Source organism: Rhodococcus sp. GA1, assembly GCF_024321955.1.
GTDB classification, from domain to species: Bacteria; Actinomycetota; Actinomycetes; order Mycobacteriales; family Mycobacteriaceae; genus Rhodococcus; species Rhodococcus pyridinivorans.
Window position 1 is genome coordinate 2,204,971 of sequence record NZ_CP097186.1, and the last position, 15,013, is coordinate 2,219,983.

Genomic DNA, 15,013 nt, shown 5'->3' on the forward strand with positions numbered 1-15,013 from the left:
CACCTGCTCACGCCGTGTCCGGCAACGCCTCGTGCCGGGACATCTGACGCAGGTGGTGTGAGAACACCGACAGCGCCGCGGCGCCCACGGCGACGTTGAGCAGCGCCCCGAACTCCTGGACGGCGAACTCCAGCACGTCGACGAAGAAGACGGTGATCAACGCGGCCGTCCGGAGCGCACGGATCGCCCACCTCCGCCTGCGCCACAAACCCACCGATCCCACCACGCACAGCAGGACGGTGACGCCGGAGCCGACGAGCTGGATCACGGTCACCACGTTGCTCGTCCGCGCGGCGAGATCCTCCTCCAAGGTCGCAGCGGCATTGAGGAGAATGCCGACGGAGAAAACGGTGAGCAGGGCTGCCGCGACGCGGACGCTGCGCTCACCTCGCAGTCGCTCCGGCAGCCGGAGCGACACCCACGAGAAGCGCGATGGTACCTCCCGGCACCGGGCGAGCAGGAGATCGATCTGTTCGACGACCTCGGGATCGACTCCACCCTCACGTGCGCGTTCGAGCTGCACTCGCGCCTGGTCGCGATCGGTCGGGGTCAGGCCGTGGGCGAGCCCGTCCGTCGCCGTGAGCGCGGCGTTGGCGAGATACTCGTCGGGCGACGGCCCGCGACGGAGGTGCACCGCTCGATTGACGACGAGCAGCAACACGACCACCACGTACATGATCGCCACCGAGGGTCGGTAGAAGTAGTCGTTGGTCTTCGTGACGAACTTGCCGACCTCGTCGAGGAAGAGACCGAACCCGATACCGCCGAGCAGCACCGCGATGCGGTCGGGCGCCCTGCCGATGAAGGTCAACGAGACCATCAGCGCGGCGACCATGAGCAGACCGCCCCACAGCACGTGAGCGATGTGCAGGACCGACCCGCCGACCTGCGGATAGCCCGTCAGATGCAGGTACAGACGGGTGACGAGGATGGTCGCGACCGTGATGATCAGAAGTGCTTCGACCTGCGCGGACGACGCGGTGTCCCGCAACAACCGAGAACGGGAACGGGTCCGCACCGCTGTCATGGCACGCGAGCTTATCCGGCTCGGGTTCTCCTCGGGTTCTTCCTCCGGATTCGGCGGCGCGGCGCCTGCGCGGAGCGACTCCCCAATCTTGTGTGTGGCCTAGAGTCGCTCTATGCGCACAGTGTGGACAGTTCCTCCGAACATTGCCCAAACTCTGTTGGAATCTCCCGAGATCCAGATGTTCCTGACCAGCAACGAGTTGCCGGATACAGCGGACGATCCACGCCAGAGACTTGCGGAGTTCACCCACGCGCTCGGCGCCCTCAGCCGTCACATCGGACGCACCTTCGGTTCCGTGGACGCAGCCAACCGCGAACTGTTCGGCGGCTCCGCCGGCAAGGTCCCCGTGGCACTGCGCCTGACCGTCCTGCGGGCTCTCGTGAACCATGTCGAAGACCGCGCCCCCAGCCCGAAACTGCTTCCGAAGAACATCTGCGACCAGCTCGGCGCCTACGTCTACGCCCTGCTCGACCCTCGCGACCGGAGCATCTTCTACGTCGGCGCCGGACGCGGAAATCGCATCTTCACCCTCGTCTGGACGGCGCTCGGAGAGACCTCGAAGCTGACCGAGGCCGGCGAGAAGACACCGCTGGCCACCCCCGAGACCGAGGCGGCTCTGCGGCGCATCCGAACCGTCTACGAGTCCGGCTACGCGGTGGAGCATTTCGTCGTGGCCGACGCGCTGAACCCGAAGACCGACGCCGACCACACCGCCGCAGTGACGGCCGAAGCGGTCATCGCGGCGCTCGGACTGACCGAACCGCACCGCGGCGAATGCGTACTCACCAACCTGGCGGGCGCAACCGAGGAGTCCGAAGCCGATCGCACGGCGATCCCGATCGCGGAGCTCGTCCGTCAGTACTCGGCCTCGCCTGCTCCCGAGCTGCCGACGCCATGTGTGGTGCTGCGGGTCAACGAAGCGAAGAAGGCGTCGCCGGCTGCGGTGCGCGAACTCGCGTCCAAGCCGTGGCCGGCAGGATCGGCGGCGCGTGGAATCGACGGACTGCCGATCATCGTCGTCGCCGACAACATCGTCCGCGCGGTCTACCGCGCTACCGGGTGGGAGGCAGCCGCTCGCACGGAGGAGAACGGCGGCACGATCCTCTACCGGTTCGTTGGGGAGGCCGACGAAGAGCTCGAGGGCAAGTTCGTGAACACTCGCGTCACGCCGGACCGGCTGGGTCTCAAGCGTTGGCCGTCGCACGGTTGGGCTCCGCGTCTGACGCGTGCACTGCCGCGGCCGGTCGCGCGTCCGAAGGCACCGCGCCCCTGATTCTCCGGCTGCTTCCCGGTTCGTCTGCGGACCGGGAAGCAGCTCGTGCCGGTTCTCGAAAACCGTTGGGCCGGCACATTTTCTGCATAAGAAAACACGAAAGGGGACCCACAGTGTGGGTCCCCTTTCGGAACGGGTGTTCGGCGGTGTCCTACTCTCCCACACCCTGTCGAGTGCAGTACCATCGGCGCAGACAGGCTTAGCTTCCGGGTTCGGAATGGGACCGGGCGTTTCCCTGTCGCTATGACCGCCGTAACTCTATGAAACAATAGTCCACGCAGATTCCTCGAATCACCTGCTGCTGCAGGATTTTCGGATCTGTGTGTGTTGTTTCAGATACCGCACAGTGGACGCGTAACATCTTCGTGGTAAGTCCTCGGCCTATTAGTACCGGTCACCTCCACCCATTGCTGGGCTTCCAGTTCCGGCCTATCAACCCGGTGGTCTGCCGGGGGCCTTACCCCCTCGAGGGGGTGAGAAACCTCATCTTGGAACAGGCTTCCCGCTTAGATGCTTTCAGCGGTTATCCCTTCCGAACGTAGCCAACCAGCCATGCCCCTGGCGGGACAACTGGCACACCAGAGGTTCGTCCGTCCCGGTCCTCTCGTACTAGGGACAGCCTTCCTCAAGTTTCTAACGCGCGCGGCGGATAGAGACCGAACTGTCTCACGACGTTCTAAACCCAGCTCGCGTGCCGCTTTAATGGGCGAACAGCCCAACCCTTGGGACCTACTCCAGCCCCAGGATGCGACGAGCCGACATCGAGGTGCCAAACCATCCCGTCGATATGGACTCTTGGGGAAGATCAGCCTGTTATCCCCGGGGTACCTTTTATCCGTTGAGCGACACCGCTTCCACATGCCGGTGCCGGATCACTAGTCCCGACTTTCGTCCCTGCTCGACCTGTCAGTCTCACAGTCAAGCTCCCTTGTGCACTTGCACTCGACACCTGATTGCCAACCAGGCTGAGGGAACCTTTGGGCGCCTCCGTTACATTTTGGGAGGCAACCGCCCCAGTTAAACTACCCACCAGGCACTGTCCCTGAACCAGATCATGGTCCGAGGTTAGAGGTCCAATACGATCAGAGTGGTATTTCAACAACGACTCCACCCATACTGGCGTATGAGCTTCACAGTCTCCCACCTATCCTACACAAACCGAACCGAACACCAATACCAAGCTATAGTGAAGGTCCCGGGGTCTTTTCGTCCTGCCGCGCGTAACGAGCATCTTTACTCGTAATGCAATTTCGCCGAGTCTGTGGTCGAGACAGCAGAGAAGTCGTTACGCCATTCGTGCAGGTCGGAACTTACCCGACAAGGAATTTCGCTACCTTAGGATGGTTATAGTTACCACCGCCGTTTACTGGGGCTTAAATTCTCAGCTTCGCGGATTGCTCCGCTAACCGGTCCTCTTAACCTTCCAGCACCGGGCAGGCGTCAGTCCGTATACATCGTCTTACGACTTCGCACGGACCTGTGTTTTTAGTAAACAGTCGCTTCTCTCTGGTCTCTGCGACCACCCCCAGCTCGGACCGCAAGGGCCGTCACCGAGCGTGGTCCCCCTTCTCCCGAAGTTACGGGGGCATTTTGCCGAGTTCCTTAACCACAGTTCTCTCGATCGCCTCGGTATTCTCTACCTGACCACCTGTGTCGGTTTGGGGTACGGGCCGTGTACCAACTCACTAGAGGCTTTTCTCGGCAGCATAGGATCACTGAATTCCCCTCAACGGGTACGCATCACCTCTCAGGCTGCATGAACGGCGGATTTGCCTACCATTCGCCCTACCGGCTTACACCAGGTACTCCATCACCTGGCCCAGCTACCTTCCTGCGTCACCCCATCGCTTGACTACTACAATCAGGGTCCCGTGCAGCCATCCCCACAGTTCCCGAAGGAACAGCGGAAACTTTTGGACGGTTAGCACAACTGATTCGCCATTGGGCGCGGATACACGGGTACGGGAATATCAACCCGTTGTCCATCGACTACGCCTGTCGGCCTCGCCTTAGGTCCCGACTCACCCTGGGCGGATTAACCTGGCCCAGGAACCCTTGGTCATCCGGCGGACGAGTTTCTCACTCGTCTTTCGCTACTCATGCCTGCATTCTCACTCGCGCAGCCTCCACACCTGGATCACTCCGGCGCTTCCACGGCTGCACGACGCTCCCCTACCCACCCACACCACTGCACACGTTCCCGCAGGAACGAATGGGTGTTGTGTGAGTGCCGCGGCTTCGGCGGTGTACTTGAGCCCCGCTACATTGTCGGCGCAGAACCACTTGACCAGTGAGCTATTACGCACTCTTTCAAGGGTGGCTGCTTCTAAGCCAACCTCCTGGTTGTCTCAGCGATCCCACATCCTTTTCCACTTAGTACACGCTTAGGGGCCTTAGCCGGCGATCTGGGCTGTTTCCCTCTCGACTACGAAGCTTATCCCCCGCAGTCTCACTGCCGCGCTCTCACTCACCGGCATTCGGAGTTTGGCTGATTTCGGTAAGCTTGTGGGCCCCCTAGACCATCCAGTAGCTCTACCTCCGGTGAGAAACACGCGACGCTGCACCTAAATGCATTTCGGGGAGAACCAGCTATCACGGAGTTTGATTGGCCTTTCACCCCTACCCACAACTCATCCCCTCAGTTTTCAACCTAAGTGGGTTCGGGCCTCCACGACGTCTTACCATCGCTTCACCCTGGCCATGGGTAGATCACTCCGCTTCGGGTCTAGAACATGCCACTACATACGCCCTATTCGGACTCGCTTTCGCTACGACTACCCCACACGGGTTAACCTCGCGACATGCCACTAACTCGCAGGCTCATTCTTCAAAAGGCACGCCATCACCCACCACGAACTGAATCGTGCATCGGCTCTGACGGATTGTAAGCGCACGGTTTCAGGTACTATTTCACTCCCCTCCCGGGGTACTTTTCACCTTTCCCTCACGGTACTAGTCCGCTATCGGTCACCAGGGAGTATTCAGGCTTATCGGGTGGTCCCGACAGATTCACACCGGATTTCACGGGCCCGGTGCTACTCGGGTACTTCTCACGAGAGCCGGCAAGTTTTCGTCTACGGGATTCTCACCCTCTACGACAGGCCGTTCCAGACCACTTCGACTAACCAACCGGTTTCTTACTCTCGCCCGTCATGACAGTGACGGGAAGAAAAGCCCCACAACCCCGAATACACAACCCCTGCCAGGTATCACATGTACTCGGTTTAGCCTCATCCGCTTTCGCTCGCCACTACTCACGGAATCACATGTTGTTTTCTCTTCCTGTGGGTACTGAGATGTTTCACTTCCCCACGTTCCCTCCACACACCCTATATATTCAGATGCGGGTAACACGACATCACTCGTGCTGGGTTTCCCCATTCGGAAATCCTCGGATCACAGCTCGGTTGACAGCTCCCCGAGGCATATCGCAGCCTCCCACGTCCTTCATCGGCTCCTGGTGCCAAGGCATCCACCGTACGCTCATAAACACTTACAACAAAGATGCTCGCGTCCACTGTGCAGTTCTCAAACAACACACAACAACCCCTACCGCAAGAAAACCGATTTCCTTGTTTCGCGGATCATCGTCGCTGATCAAACACATTGCGTGTTCTCTCAGGACCCAACAGTGCACCGATATAACCACCGCACACCACCACTATCGGATGATGCATACGCGGTGATGATTGTCAGCGTTCCACCCATGAGCAACCGTGTCCCACGATCGGGGACAATCGGTCTCTGGCCGCACACCACACCCGACTGTTCGGGGTGTGTGGGCAGATGCTCCTTAGAAAGGAGGTGATCCAGCCGCACCTTCCGGTACGGCTACCTTGTTACGACTTCGTCCCAATCGCCGATCCCACCTTCGACGGCTCCCTCCCACAAGGGGTTAGGCCACCGGCTTCGGGTGTTACCGACTTTCATGACGTGACGGGCGGTGTGTACAAGGCCCGGGAACGTATTCACCGCAGCGTTGCTGATCTGCGATTACTAGCGACTCCGACTTCACGGGGTCGAGTTGCAGACCCCGATCCGAACTGAGACCGGCTTTAAGGGATTCGCTCCACCTCACGGTATCGCAGCCCTCTGTACCGACCATTGTAGCATGTGTGAAGCCCTGGACATAAGGGGCATGATGACTTGACGTCGTCCCCACCTTCCTCCGAGTTGACCCCGGCAGTCTCCTGCGAGTCCCCACCATCACGTGCTGGCAACACAGGACAAGGGTTGCGCTCGTTGCGGGACTTAACCCAACATCTCACGACACGAGCTGACGACAGCCATGCACCACCTGTCTACCGGCCACAAGGGAAACCACATCTCTGCAGTCGTCCGGTACATGTCAAACCCAGGTAAGGTTCTTCGCGTTGCATCGAATTAATCCACATGCTCCGCCGCTTGTGCGGGCCCCCGTCAATTCCTTTGAGTTTTAGCCTTGCGGCCGTACTCCCCAGGCGGGGCGCTTAATGCGTTGGCTACGGCACGGATCCCGTGGAAGGAAACCCACACCTAGCGCCCACCGTTTACGGCGTGGACTACCAGGGTATCTAATCCTGTTCGCTACCCACGCTTTCGCTCCTCAGCGTCAGTTACTGCCCAGAGACCCGCCTTCGCCACCGGTGTTCCTCCTGATATCTGCGCATTTCACCGCTACACCAGGAATTCCAGTCTCCCCTGCAGTACTCGAGTCTGCCCGTATCGCCTGCAAGCCCGCAGTTGAGCTGCGGGATTTCACAGACGACGCGACAAACCGCCTACGAGCTCTTTACGCCCAGTAATTCCGGACAACGCTCGCACCCTACGTATTACCGCGGCTGCTGGCACGTAGTTGGCCGGTGCTTCTTCTCCCACTACCGTCACTTGCGCTTCGTCATGGGTGAAAGAGGTTTACAACCCGAAGGCCGTCATCCCTCACGCGGCGTCGCTGCATCAGGCTTGCGCCCATTGTGCAATATTCCCCACTGCTGCCTCCCGTAGGAGTCTGGGCCGTGTCTCAGTCCCAGTGTGGCCGGTCGCCCTCTCAGGCCGGCTACCCGTCGTCGCCTTGGTAGGCCATTACCCCACCAACAAGCTGATAGGCCGCGGGCTCATCCTGCACCGAAAAACTTTCCACCCCTCGCCATGCAGCAAGAGGTCATATCCGGTATTAGACCCAGTTTCCCAGGCTTATCCCAGAGTGCAGGGCAGATCACCCACGTGTTACTCACCCGTTCGCCACTAATCCACCCAGCAAGCTGGGCTTCATCGTTCGACTTGCATGTGTTAAGCACGCCGCCAGCGTTCGTCCTGAGCCAGGATCAAACTCTCCGTTGAAGACTCACAATCACCCCGAAGGGGCAATCAGTCAAAGACAAAAGAGTCAAATCACTAGCATAAAAACTCAAACTAGCTCAAAAACACTGACCATCCCAGACGGAAGAATGAGACGATCAGCAAATACCCACCCCATCGAAACGATGGAGCGGAGTACCAAATAATATTGGCACTGACATTCATCGGCACACTGTTGAGTTCTCAAAGAACACGCGCACATCATCACGCTTCGGACTGACGTCCGAAGCGCTCTGAGGCAACTGTTCCAGCCTACTTCCTCATCCTCACGAACGCAAGTCCGTGTGGTTTTCGGAACCAGGGGCGGCTCGAAACCTTACCAGAAGATTCGTGGCCATCAAATTCGCAGGCGCCTTCGTCCAACCTCGTTGTCCCGTTCCTCTCGGCCCGGGTCGGTGTCCGTGTCGTTCTGACCTGGAATAAGTTACGCGAACATGTCCGAGAACACCAAATCGCCAGGTCAAGGACTGTTTTGGTCACCTGGTGCCCGTCACGAGAGGGGTAGGTCCACCCCTCCATCGTGGTGCTCGTCGCGTCCGCTCACGGATCCCCCTACTTCTCGAGTAACGTTCACCGTTGAGCTGAGCGAGGAAGGGTGCCGTGACGTCGACGGGGAACATGGTGGGGTTGTTCGCCGGTATCGGCGGACTGGAGCTCGGACTCGGGCGACACGGGTGGAACACCGAACTCCTCTGCGAGATCGAGCCGGGTGCTCAGGCAGTACTACGCACGCGCTTCCCCGACGTTCCGCTCCATCCGGACGTCACGCGTCTCCGCTCTCTTCCCCGCGATACGGAACTGGTCGCCGCAGGTTTCCCGTGCCAGGACCTCTCCCAGGCCGGACGCACGGCCGGCATCACGGGATCGAAGTCCGGGCTGGTCGACGAAGTGTTCCGTCTCGTGAAGCGTAAGAACGGCCCGCGCTGGCTCGTCGTCGAGAACGTTCCCTTCATGCTGCAGCTCGGCCGCGGTGCGGCGATGCGCCACATCACCGACGCGCTCGAGGAGCTCGGCTACATGTGGGCCTATCGCGTCGTCGATGCCCGCGCGTTCGGTCTCCCCCAGCGTCGGCACCGCGTCCTGATGGTCGCCTCACGCACGGACGATCCCCGCACGGTGTTGTTCGGCGAGGACGCCGGCATGCCCATGGAGGGCAATCCCGATCTGTTCCCGTGCGGCTTCTACTGGACCGAGGGTGTGCGCGGTCTCGGATGGGCCGTCAACGCCGTGCCCACGCTCAAGGGCGGTTCGACTCTCGGTATCGCAAGCCCTCCGGCCGTGCGGCTGCCGTCCGGCGAGATCGTCACCCCCGGCCTGACCGATGCGGAGAGGCTCCAAGGATTCGACGCCGACTGGACCGCACCTGCCGTCGAGGCGCCCGGTGTCCGTGCCGGGCATCGGTGGCGTCTGGTCGGCAATGCCGTCAGCGTGCGGATGGCGTCGTGGGTGGGCCACCGTCTGAACAACCCGATCGCGTACAGCTCCGACCACGAGACCCCGCTGCATCCGGGCGACACCTGGCCGACCGCAGCGTGGGGTGCCCGCGGACAGGCGTTCCGCGTGCACGAGTCGCAGTGGCCCGTCCAGGCTCCCTACGAGGATCTCGGCGGTTTCCTCCTCGACGCTCGTCTGCTGTCGGCGCGGGCGACCGCAGGTTTCCTCCGACGTGCACGCTCCGGCAACCTGCGTTTCCTGCCCGGATTCCTCGAGGATGTCGAGAACCACCTCGAACGCATGGGTGGCTTCCCGCGAGTGGCGGCCTGAAGGAGCGGTGATGGCGTCGTCCGATCGGCCCGGGACGGATCCGCGTACGAGTGCGCGGATGAGCCGGCAGCGCCGACGCGACACCGTTCCGGAAGTGGCGTTACGCAAGGCACTGCATCGCCGTGGACGGCGGTTCTTCGTCGACCGCGCTCCCCTGCCCGGCATGCGGCGCCGGGCCGACCTCCTCTTCCCCCGTCGTCGGGTCGCGGTCTACGTGGACGGCTGCTTCTGGCACAGCTGCCCGCAGCACGCGACCTCCCCGAAGAACAACGCCGAGTGGTGGGCGGCCAAGCTCGCCGCCAACGTGCAGCGCGACCGGGACACCGACGCGCGCCTGCAGGCTGCGGGCTGGACGGTGGTGCGCGTGTGGGAGCACGAGGACCCTGTCGTCGCCGCGACGCGCGTGGAGGATGCCCTGTCGCCTCCTCCGGACACGGATACAGGGCCGGCGCCGGGGTGATCCCCCGCACCGGCCCCGGAACCGATCCGATCAGCCCTTCGTGAGCTGTGCGTACCGCGCGACGTGCTGTTCGGCGGTGCCGAACTCGTACTCGATCGCGGTCAGTCGCTTGAAGTAGTGCCCGACGGCGAGTTCCTCCGTCATGCCCATGCCGCCGTGGAGCTGGACGGCGTTCTGGCCGACGAAGCGTGCCGCACGGCTGATCGTCGCCTTCGCGGCCGAGACCGCGCGTGCCCGCGTGGCGTCGTCGCTGTCGAGATGAAGAACGGCCAGGTAGACGGCGGACACCGCCTGCTCGACCTCCATGTACATGTCGACCATGCGGTGCTGGAGTGCCTGGAAGCTGCCGATGGGCTGACCGAACTGCTGACGTTGCTTGGCGTACTCGACGGTGTCGGCGAGCACCTTGCGCATCAGACCCACGGCTTCGGAGGACGCGGCGGCGGTCGCCTCGTCGATGCCGCGCGAGACGGACGGCCATGCGCTGCCCTCCTCGCCGAGCAACGAGTCGGCGGGCAGTCGCAGACCCGAGAAGACGATGTCGGAGGCGCGTCGGTCGTCGATCGTGCGGTAGGAGTGGATCTCCACACCGGTCGGCGGGTTCGCGGGGTCGAAGTCGACGAGGAACAGCGAGATGCCGTCGGTGTCGGTGCGCTCGCCCGACGTGCGGGCGGTGACGAGCAGGTGCGTTGCGAGCGGAGCGCTGGTGACGACGGTCTTCTCCCCGTCGACGACCCACTCGTCGCCCTCGCGACGCGCGGTGGTGGACACGTCGTGGAAGACGTATCCGGAGGTGGGTTCGATCGCGGCGAACGCCGTGACGGCCTCACCGGCAGCGATCGCCTCGAGGACGGACCTGGCTCGATCGGCCCCTGCGCGACCGAGCAGCCCGCCCCCGAGGACGACCGTGTCGACGTACGGTTCGATGACGAGTGCGTGCCCGAGTGCCTCGGACACCACCATCAACTCGACCGGTCCGCCGCCCATCCCCCCCACCTCTTCCGGAAGCGTGGCCCCGAGGATTCCGAGATCCTCGGCGAATGCCCGCCACACCTCCGGTTGCCAACCTTCGCCGGTGGTCGCGACCTTCCGGCTTTGCGCCAGGTCGTAGCGACCGGCGAGGAACTTGGTGACCGAATCGCGAAGGAGCTCCTGCTCCTTGCTCAAACCGAAGTCCATCAGAGCCCCAATGCTGCTTTGGCGAGGATGTTTCGCTGGATCTCGTTGCTGCCGGCGTAGATCGACCCGGCGCGGTCGTTGAAGTAACGCAGCGGCGCGACAGCCTGCCACTCCTCACCGCTGACGTAACCGTCGGCGGGCGGCACGTAGTCGGCCACCGGACCACCGGGCGCGGTGATGTGCGGCTGGTAGACCCGACCGCGCGGACCGGCCGCCTCGAGGGTCAGCCGGGTGATCGTCTGGCTGAGTTCGGTGCCCAGGATCTTGAGCATCGACGACGCGGGGCCGGGGTTCTTGCCCGCGGATAACGCTGCAAGAGTGCGGTATTCGAGGATCTCGAGTACGTCGGTGCGGATACGTGCCTCGGCGAGCTTGGCGGAGAACGCCGGATCGTCGATGAGCCTGCCACCCGACGGACCGGGCTGTTCGGCGGCCTCCTCGGCGATTCGTTCGGCCATGACCTGCAGGGCCGGCGCTGCCGCCGCTCCCCCGCGTTCGAAGACGAGCAGGTATTTCGCGACGGTCCAGCCGTCGTCGATTTTCCCGAGCACGTTCTTCTTCGGGACGCGCACACCGTCGAAGAAGACCTGGTTCTGCACTTCCTCACCGGACGTCATGACCAGAGGGCGGATCTCGATGCCGGGCGAGGTCATGTCGATGAGCAGGAAGGTGATGCCCTGCTGCTTGCGACCGGTCTTCGACGTGCGCACGAGCGCGAACATCCAGTTCGCCTCGGTGGCGTGCGTGGTCCAGATCTTGCTGCCGGTGACGATCAGGTCGTCGCCGTCGTCGACCGCCGCCATGCTGAGCGACGCGAGGTCGGAGCCGGCCTCGGGCTCGGAGTAGCCCTGACAGAAGAAGACCTCACCTGTGAGGATCCGGGGCAGGAAGTAGCTCTTCTGTTCTTCGGTGCCGTAGGCGACGATCGCGTGCGCGACCATGCGGATGCCCATCGGCGACAGGTTCGGGGCGCCCGCGAGGATCGACTCGCGGCTGAAGATGTAGTGCTGCGTTTGCGTCCAGTCGCATCCGCCGTACTCGACCGGCCAGGCCGGCGCCGCCCAACCACGCTCATGGAGGATGCGCTGCCACTCCATGCTCGCTTCGTGGTCGGAGTACACGCTCGTCGCGAGTCGGCCGGCCCGCCGCAGTTCGGGCGTCAGCTTCTCCTCGAGAAACGATCGCACCTCGTCTCTGAAGGCGGCGTCGGCCTCTGACCACGCAAGTTCCATGTCTTCTCCCCGCAGAGCGCGACCGCCGTTGCCGGACCATCGTGCGAATTCTCGCTAACTTTTTGAGAGTGGTACGAAATCTACTTCCGCCCCAGCGGGCTCGTCAATAGACGGATTCCACCTGCGGTACCGGCAGGATCTCCGACCGGGGACACGAACGATCGAGTCCCCGACTCCAGGTGGAGGGTCAGCTCGACACGAAGACGGAACGTTCACTCGTAGCGCAGGACCGGGGAGGGTGGCGTTTCACCTCATGACTGCGGTCACACACTCTGATGGAACCTTGTTCTTGATAATGTAAACGTCACTCTTTCATCGTCGGCGCGCATCGAAAAATCCGGAGGGCATTCGAGTGAAGTTCCGGAGCGGGACCGCATTCATGAAGGCCACGGAGATGCCGGCCGCCGCCCGCATGCTCGACGACGCCGGATTCCACGGCCTGCTCGTCTCGGACCACCTCATCTACCCGAAGGAGTTGAAGACGGTCTACCCCGGGCACGAGAGCGGCAAGCCGTTCTGGTCGCCGGAGACCGGGTCTCCATCGGACTGTCCGCGGGATGGATGCGCGAGGAGTTCGAACTGCTCGGCCAGGACTTCGACAACCACAGGGACCTCGACCGAACGAAATGATCCAGGCGCTGCGCGAACTGTGGAAGGGAGGATGGATCGCGTTCCGGGGCGAGTACTACGATATCCCCGAGATGACCATCGAACCCCACCCGCCGAGCCCGGTACCGATCCTGTGCCGGCGTCATGGTGTCGCCGTGGGCCAACTGGGAGGCCAGCCACTCGGGCGACCACGATCACCTCCTCGGCACCGCCGAGCAGTACCGCGCGCCGATCGAGGACTTCGCCGAGAGGATCATCGCGAAGCTCACGTGAGCGCAACCGGAAACAGTAATCCTCGAACGAGAAAACCCTCACCGACAGGATCGATGAGGGTTTGGTCTGTGTGCCCGAAGGGGTCGAACCTAGCCTGTCAGGCGGACGTAACCGTCCGGTCGGCACCTCTGCCGCCAACTCGTCGTACCAGATCATGACGTCGTCGTAGTCGGGAGCGCCCTCCGGTGTCGCGACATTGTCACGGAGGCACTGGGCAAGAATCTCCATCTGTTTGTTGGACCAGGACCGATCTTGCACACCCTCCTGTAGTCCGGGGAAGTCACGTGACGCCCCTTGCGGAGTGAAGATAGCCACAAGATGTCGCTGAAGCCGGTCAGCAAGCCGTGTCGATTCTGTGTCGTGGCGACTCCGTAACCAGATACGAGAAAACCCTCACCGGAGTACCGGTGAGGGTTTTCGTGTGTGCGCCCGAAGGGATTCGAACCCCTAACCTTCTGATCCGTAGTCAGATGCTCTATCCGTTGAGCTACGGGCGCATGTGTATTCAATTGTCGTTGGTGACGCTACACCAACTGGCGGAGGCGAGAGGATTTGAACCTCCGGTCCCCGGTAAGGGGGACAACTCATTAGCAGTGAGTCCCATTCGGCCGCTCTGGCACGCCTCCTCGGGGATTCGATGCTCTCGAACCGCCGGATCGAAACATTACACATGCCCCCAGGGGAAACGCAAAACGCCTGGTCAGAGGCGTGTAGATGGACGGTCTCCCCCATCCTGCCGACCGGCGGTCACACGACGAGGCGCATAATCGGCTCGTGACTCCACAGACCCGCCCCGACCTCGAATCGATCCCCGCCTACGTTCCGGGCCGCTCGTTCCCCGGTGCGGTGAAGCTCGCCAGCAACGAGACGACCATCGGTCCGCTCCCCAGCGTCCGGGAGGCGATCGCCGACGCTGCCGCCGGCCTCAACCGCTACCCCGACAACAGCGCGACGGAGCTCATCGCGGCACTGTCGGAACGACTCGGCGTCCCGACCGAGCAGATCGCCGTGGGCTGCGGATCGGTGAGCCTGTGCCAGGAGCTCGTGCAGATCACGTGCGATGCGGGCGACGAGGTGATCTTCGCGTGGCGGTCGTTCGAGGCGTACCCGATCATCGCGGCCGTCGCCGGCGCGACCGCCGCGCGCGTCCCGAACACCGCGGACCACGGTCACGACCTGAAGGCCATGCTCGCCGCGATCACCGACCGCACGCGGCTGATCTTCGTGTGCAATCCCAACAATCCCACCGGGTCGCTGCTGGGCAAGGAGGAGCTCGCGCAGTTCCTCGACGCCGTCCCCGAGCACATCGTCGTCGCCCTCGACGAGGCGTACTTCGAGTACGTCCGCCCCGAGCCCGGTGAGGATCTGGCCGACGGTCTCGAGCTCGCGGAGGGTCGCCGCAACGTCGTCGTGCTCCGCACCTTCTCCAAGGCCTACGGTCTCGCCGGTATCCGCGTCGGATACGCGGTCGCCGACCCGTCCGTCGTGACGGCGCTGAGCAAGGTCCACACCCCGTTCTCCGTGAACTCGCTCGCCCAGACGGCTGCCGTGGCCTCGCTCGCCGCCGCGACCGAGTTGCTCGCGCGCACCGAGGGCGTCGTCGCCGAGCGGGAACGGGTCCACGCGGCACTCGTCGAGGCCGGCTACGAGGTGCCCACGAGTGCCGCGAACTTCCTCTGGCTGCCGCTGGGTGAACGCTCCGCCGCGTTCTTCGAAGCCGCAGCGGAGGCAGGCGTGGTGCTCCGCAACTTCACGGGCGAGGGCACCCGGGTGACGATCGGCGACCCGCACGAGAACGACCTCTTCCTCGACTTCGCGACCGGGCAGGGACGGGCACTCGCCGGCATCGGCTGATCCTG

At 62.9% G+C, this 15,013-nt stretch carries 8 protein-coding genes, 2 tRNA genes and 3 rRNA genes; 5 read left to right on the forward strand and 8 right to left on the reverse strand.

What is annotated here, in order from left to right; all coding sequences use genetic code 11:
• Nucleotides 1-7 precede the first annotated feature (7 nt).
• Nucleotides 8-1,027 (reverse strand): hypothetical protein, encoded by a 1,020-nt coding sequence (locus M3330_RS10360; protein ID WP_033097952.1) that lies wholly within the window; start codon nucleotides 1,025-1,027, stop codon nucleotides 8-10.
• A 157-nt stretch (nucleotides 1,028-1,184) separates the two neighbouring features.
• Between M3330_RS10360 and M3330_RS10365 the strand changes: the two genes are divergently transcribed.
• Nucleotides 1,185-2,300: a GIY-YIG nuclease family protein gene (locus tag M3330_RS10365; protein ID WP_231413647.1), complete on the forward strand. Its 1,116-nt coding sequence runs from the start codon at nucleotides 1,185-1,187 to the stop codon at nucleotides 2,298-2,300.
• A gap of 138 nt (nucleotides 2,301-2,438) precedes the next feature.
• On the opposite strand, the gene rrf is transcribed toward M3330_RS10365, so the two are convergent.
• The 3 genes from rrf to M3330_RS10380 all read right to left on the reverse strand — a co-directional run bounded on the left by rrf (nucleotide 2,439) and on the right by M3330_RS10380 (nucleotide 7,619).
• Nucleotides 2,439-2,555 (reverse strand): 5S ribosomal RNA (rrf, locus tag M3330_RS10370).
• Nucleotides 2,556-2,664: 109 nt separating this feature from the next.
• Nucleotides 2,665-5,799: ribosomal RNA gene (locus M3330_RS10375) — 23S ribosomal RNA — on the reverse strand.
• A 298-nt stretch (nucleotides 5,800-6,097) separates the two neighbouring features.
• Nucleotides 6,098-7,619, reverse strand: a 16S ribosomal RNA gene (locus tag M3330_RS10380).
• Together the 16S, 23S and 5S rRNA genes form the textbook arrangement of a ribosomal RNA operon.
• A 618-nt stretch (nucleotides 7,620-8,237) precedes the next feature.
• Here M3330_RS10380 and M3330_RS10385 point away from each other — a divergent pair.
• Nucleotides 8,238-9,401 carry a DNA cytosine methyltransferase gene (locus M3330_RS10385; RefSeq protein ID WP_226950046.1) on the forward strand — a complete coding sequence of 388 codons (1,164 nt, stop codon included), beginning with the start codon at nucleotides 8,238-8,240 and terminating at the stop codon, nucleotides 9,399-9,401.
• Nucleotides 9,402-9,411: 10 nt separating this feature from the next.
• A complete protein-coding gene (locus M3330_RS10390) occupies nucleotides 9,412-9,861 on the forward strand; it encodes a very short patch repair endonuclease (protein ID WP_255028680.1) in 450 nt (149 codons plus the stop codon).
• Between the two features lie 30 nt (nucleotides 9,862-9,891).
• Here M3330_RS10390 and M3330_RS10395 read toward each other — a convergent pair whose 3' ends face one another.
• Nucleotides 9,892-11,040, reverse strand: a complete 1,149-nt coding sequence (locus M3330_RS10395) for an acyl-CoA dehydrogenase family protein (protein WP_255028682.1) — start codon at nucleotides 11,038-11,040, stop codon at nucleotides 9,892-9,894.
• A complete protein-coding gene (locus M3330_RS10400) occupies nucleotides 11,040-12,272 on the reverse strand; it encodes an acyl-CoA dehydrogenase family protein (RefSeq protein ID WP_064853103.1) in 1,233 nt (410 codons plus the stop codon). The genes M3330_RS10395 and M3330_RS10400 overlap by 1 nt, the downstream gene beginning before the upstream one ends.
• A gap of 753 nt (nucleotides 12,273-13,025) precedes the next feature.
• On the opposite strand from M3330_RS10400, the gene M3330_RS10405 reads away from it, so the two are divergent.
• Entirely contained in the window at nucleotides 13,026-13,154 is a 129-nt protein-coding gene (locus M3330_RS10405; RefSeq protein ID WP_255028685.1) for a hypothetical protein, read from the forward strand.
• Between the two features lie 424 nt (nucleotides 13,155-13,578).
• On the opposite strand, the gene M3330_RS10410 is transcribed toward M3330_RS10405, so the two are convergent.
• Nucleotides 13,579-13,651: transfer RNA gene (locus tag M3330_RS10410), tRNA-Arg, on the reverse strand.
• Between the two features lie 37 nt (nucleotides 13,652-13,688).
• Nucleotides 13,689-13,780, reverse strand: a tRNA-Ser gene (locus M3330_RS10415).
• Nucleotides 13,781-13,928: 148 nt separating this feature from the next.
• Between M3330_RS10415 and hisC the strand changes: the two genes are divergently transcribed.
• Nucleotides 13,929-15,008 (forward strand): histidinol-phosphate transaminase, encoded by a 1,080-nt coding sequence (hisC, locus tag M3330_RS10420; protein ID WP_255028686.1) that lies wholly within the window; start codon nucleotides 13,929-13,931, stop codon nucleotides 15,006-15,008.
• The last annotated feature ends 5 nt before the right edge of the window (nucleotides 15,009-15,013 follow it).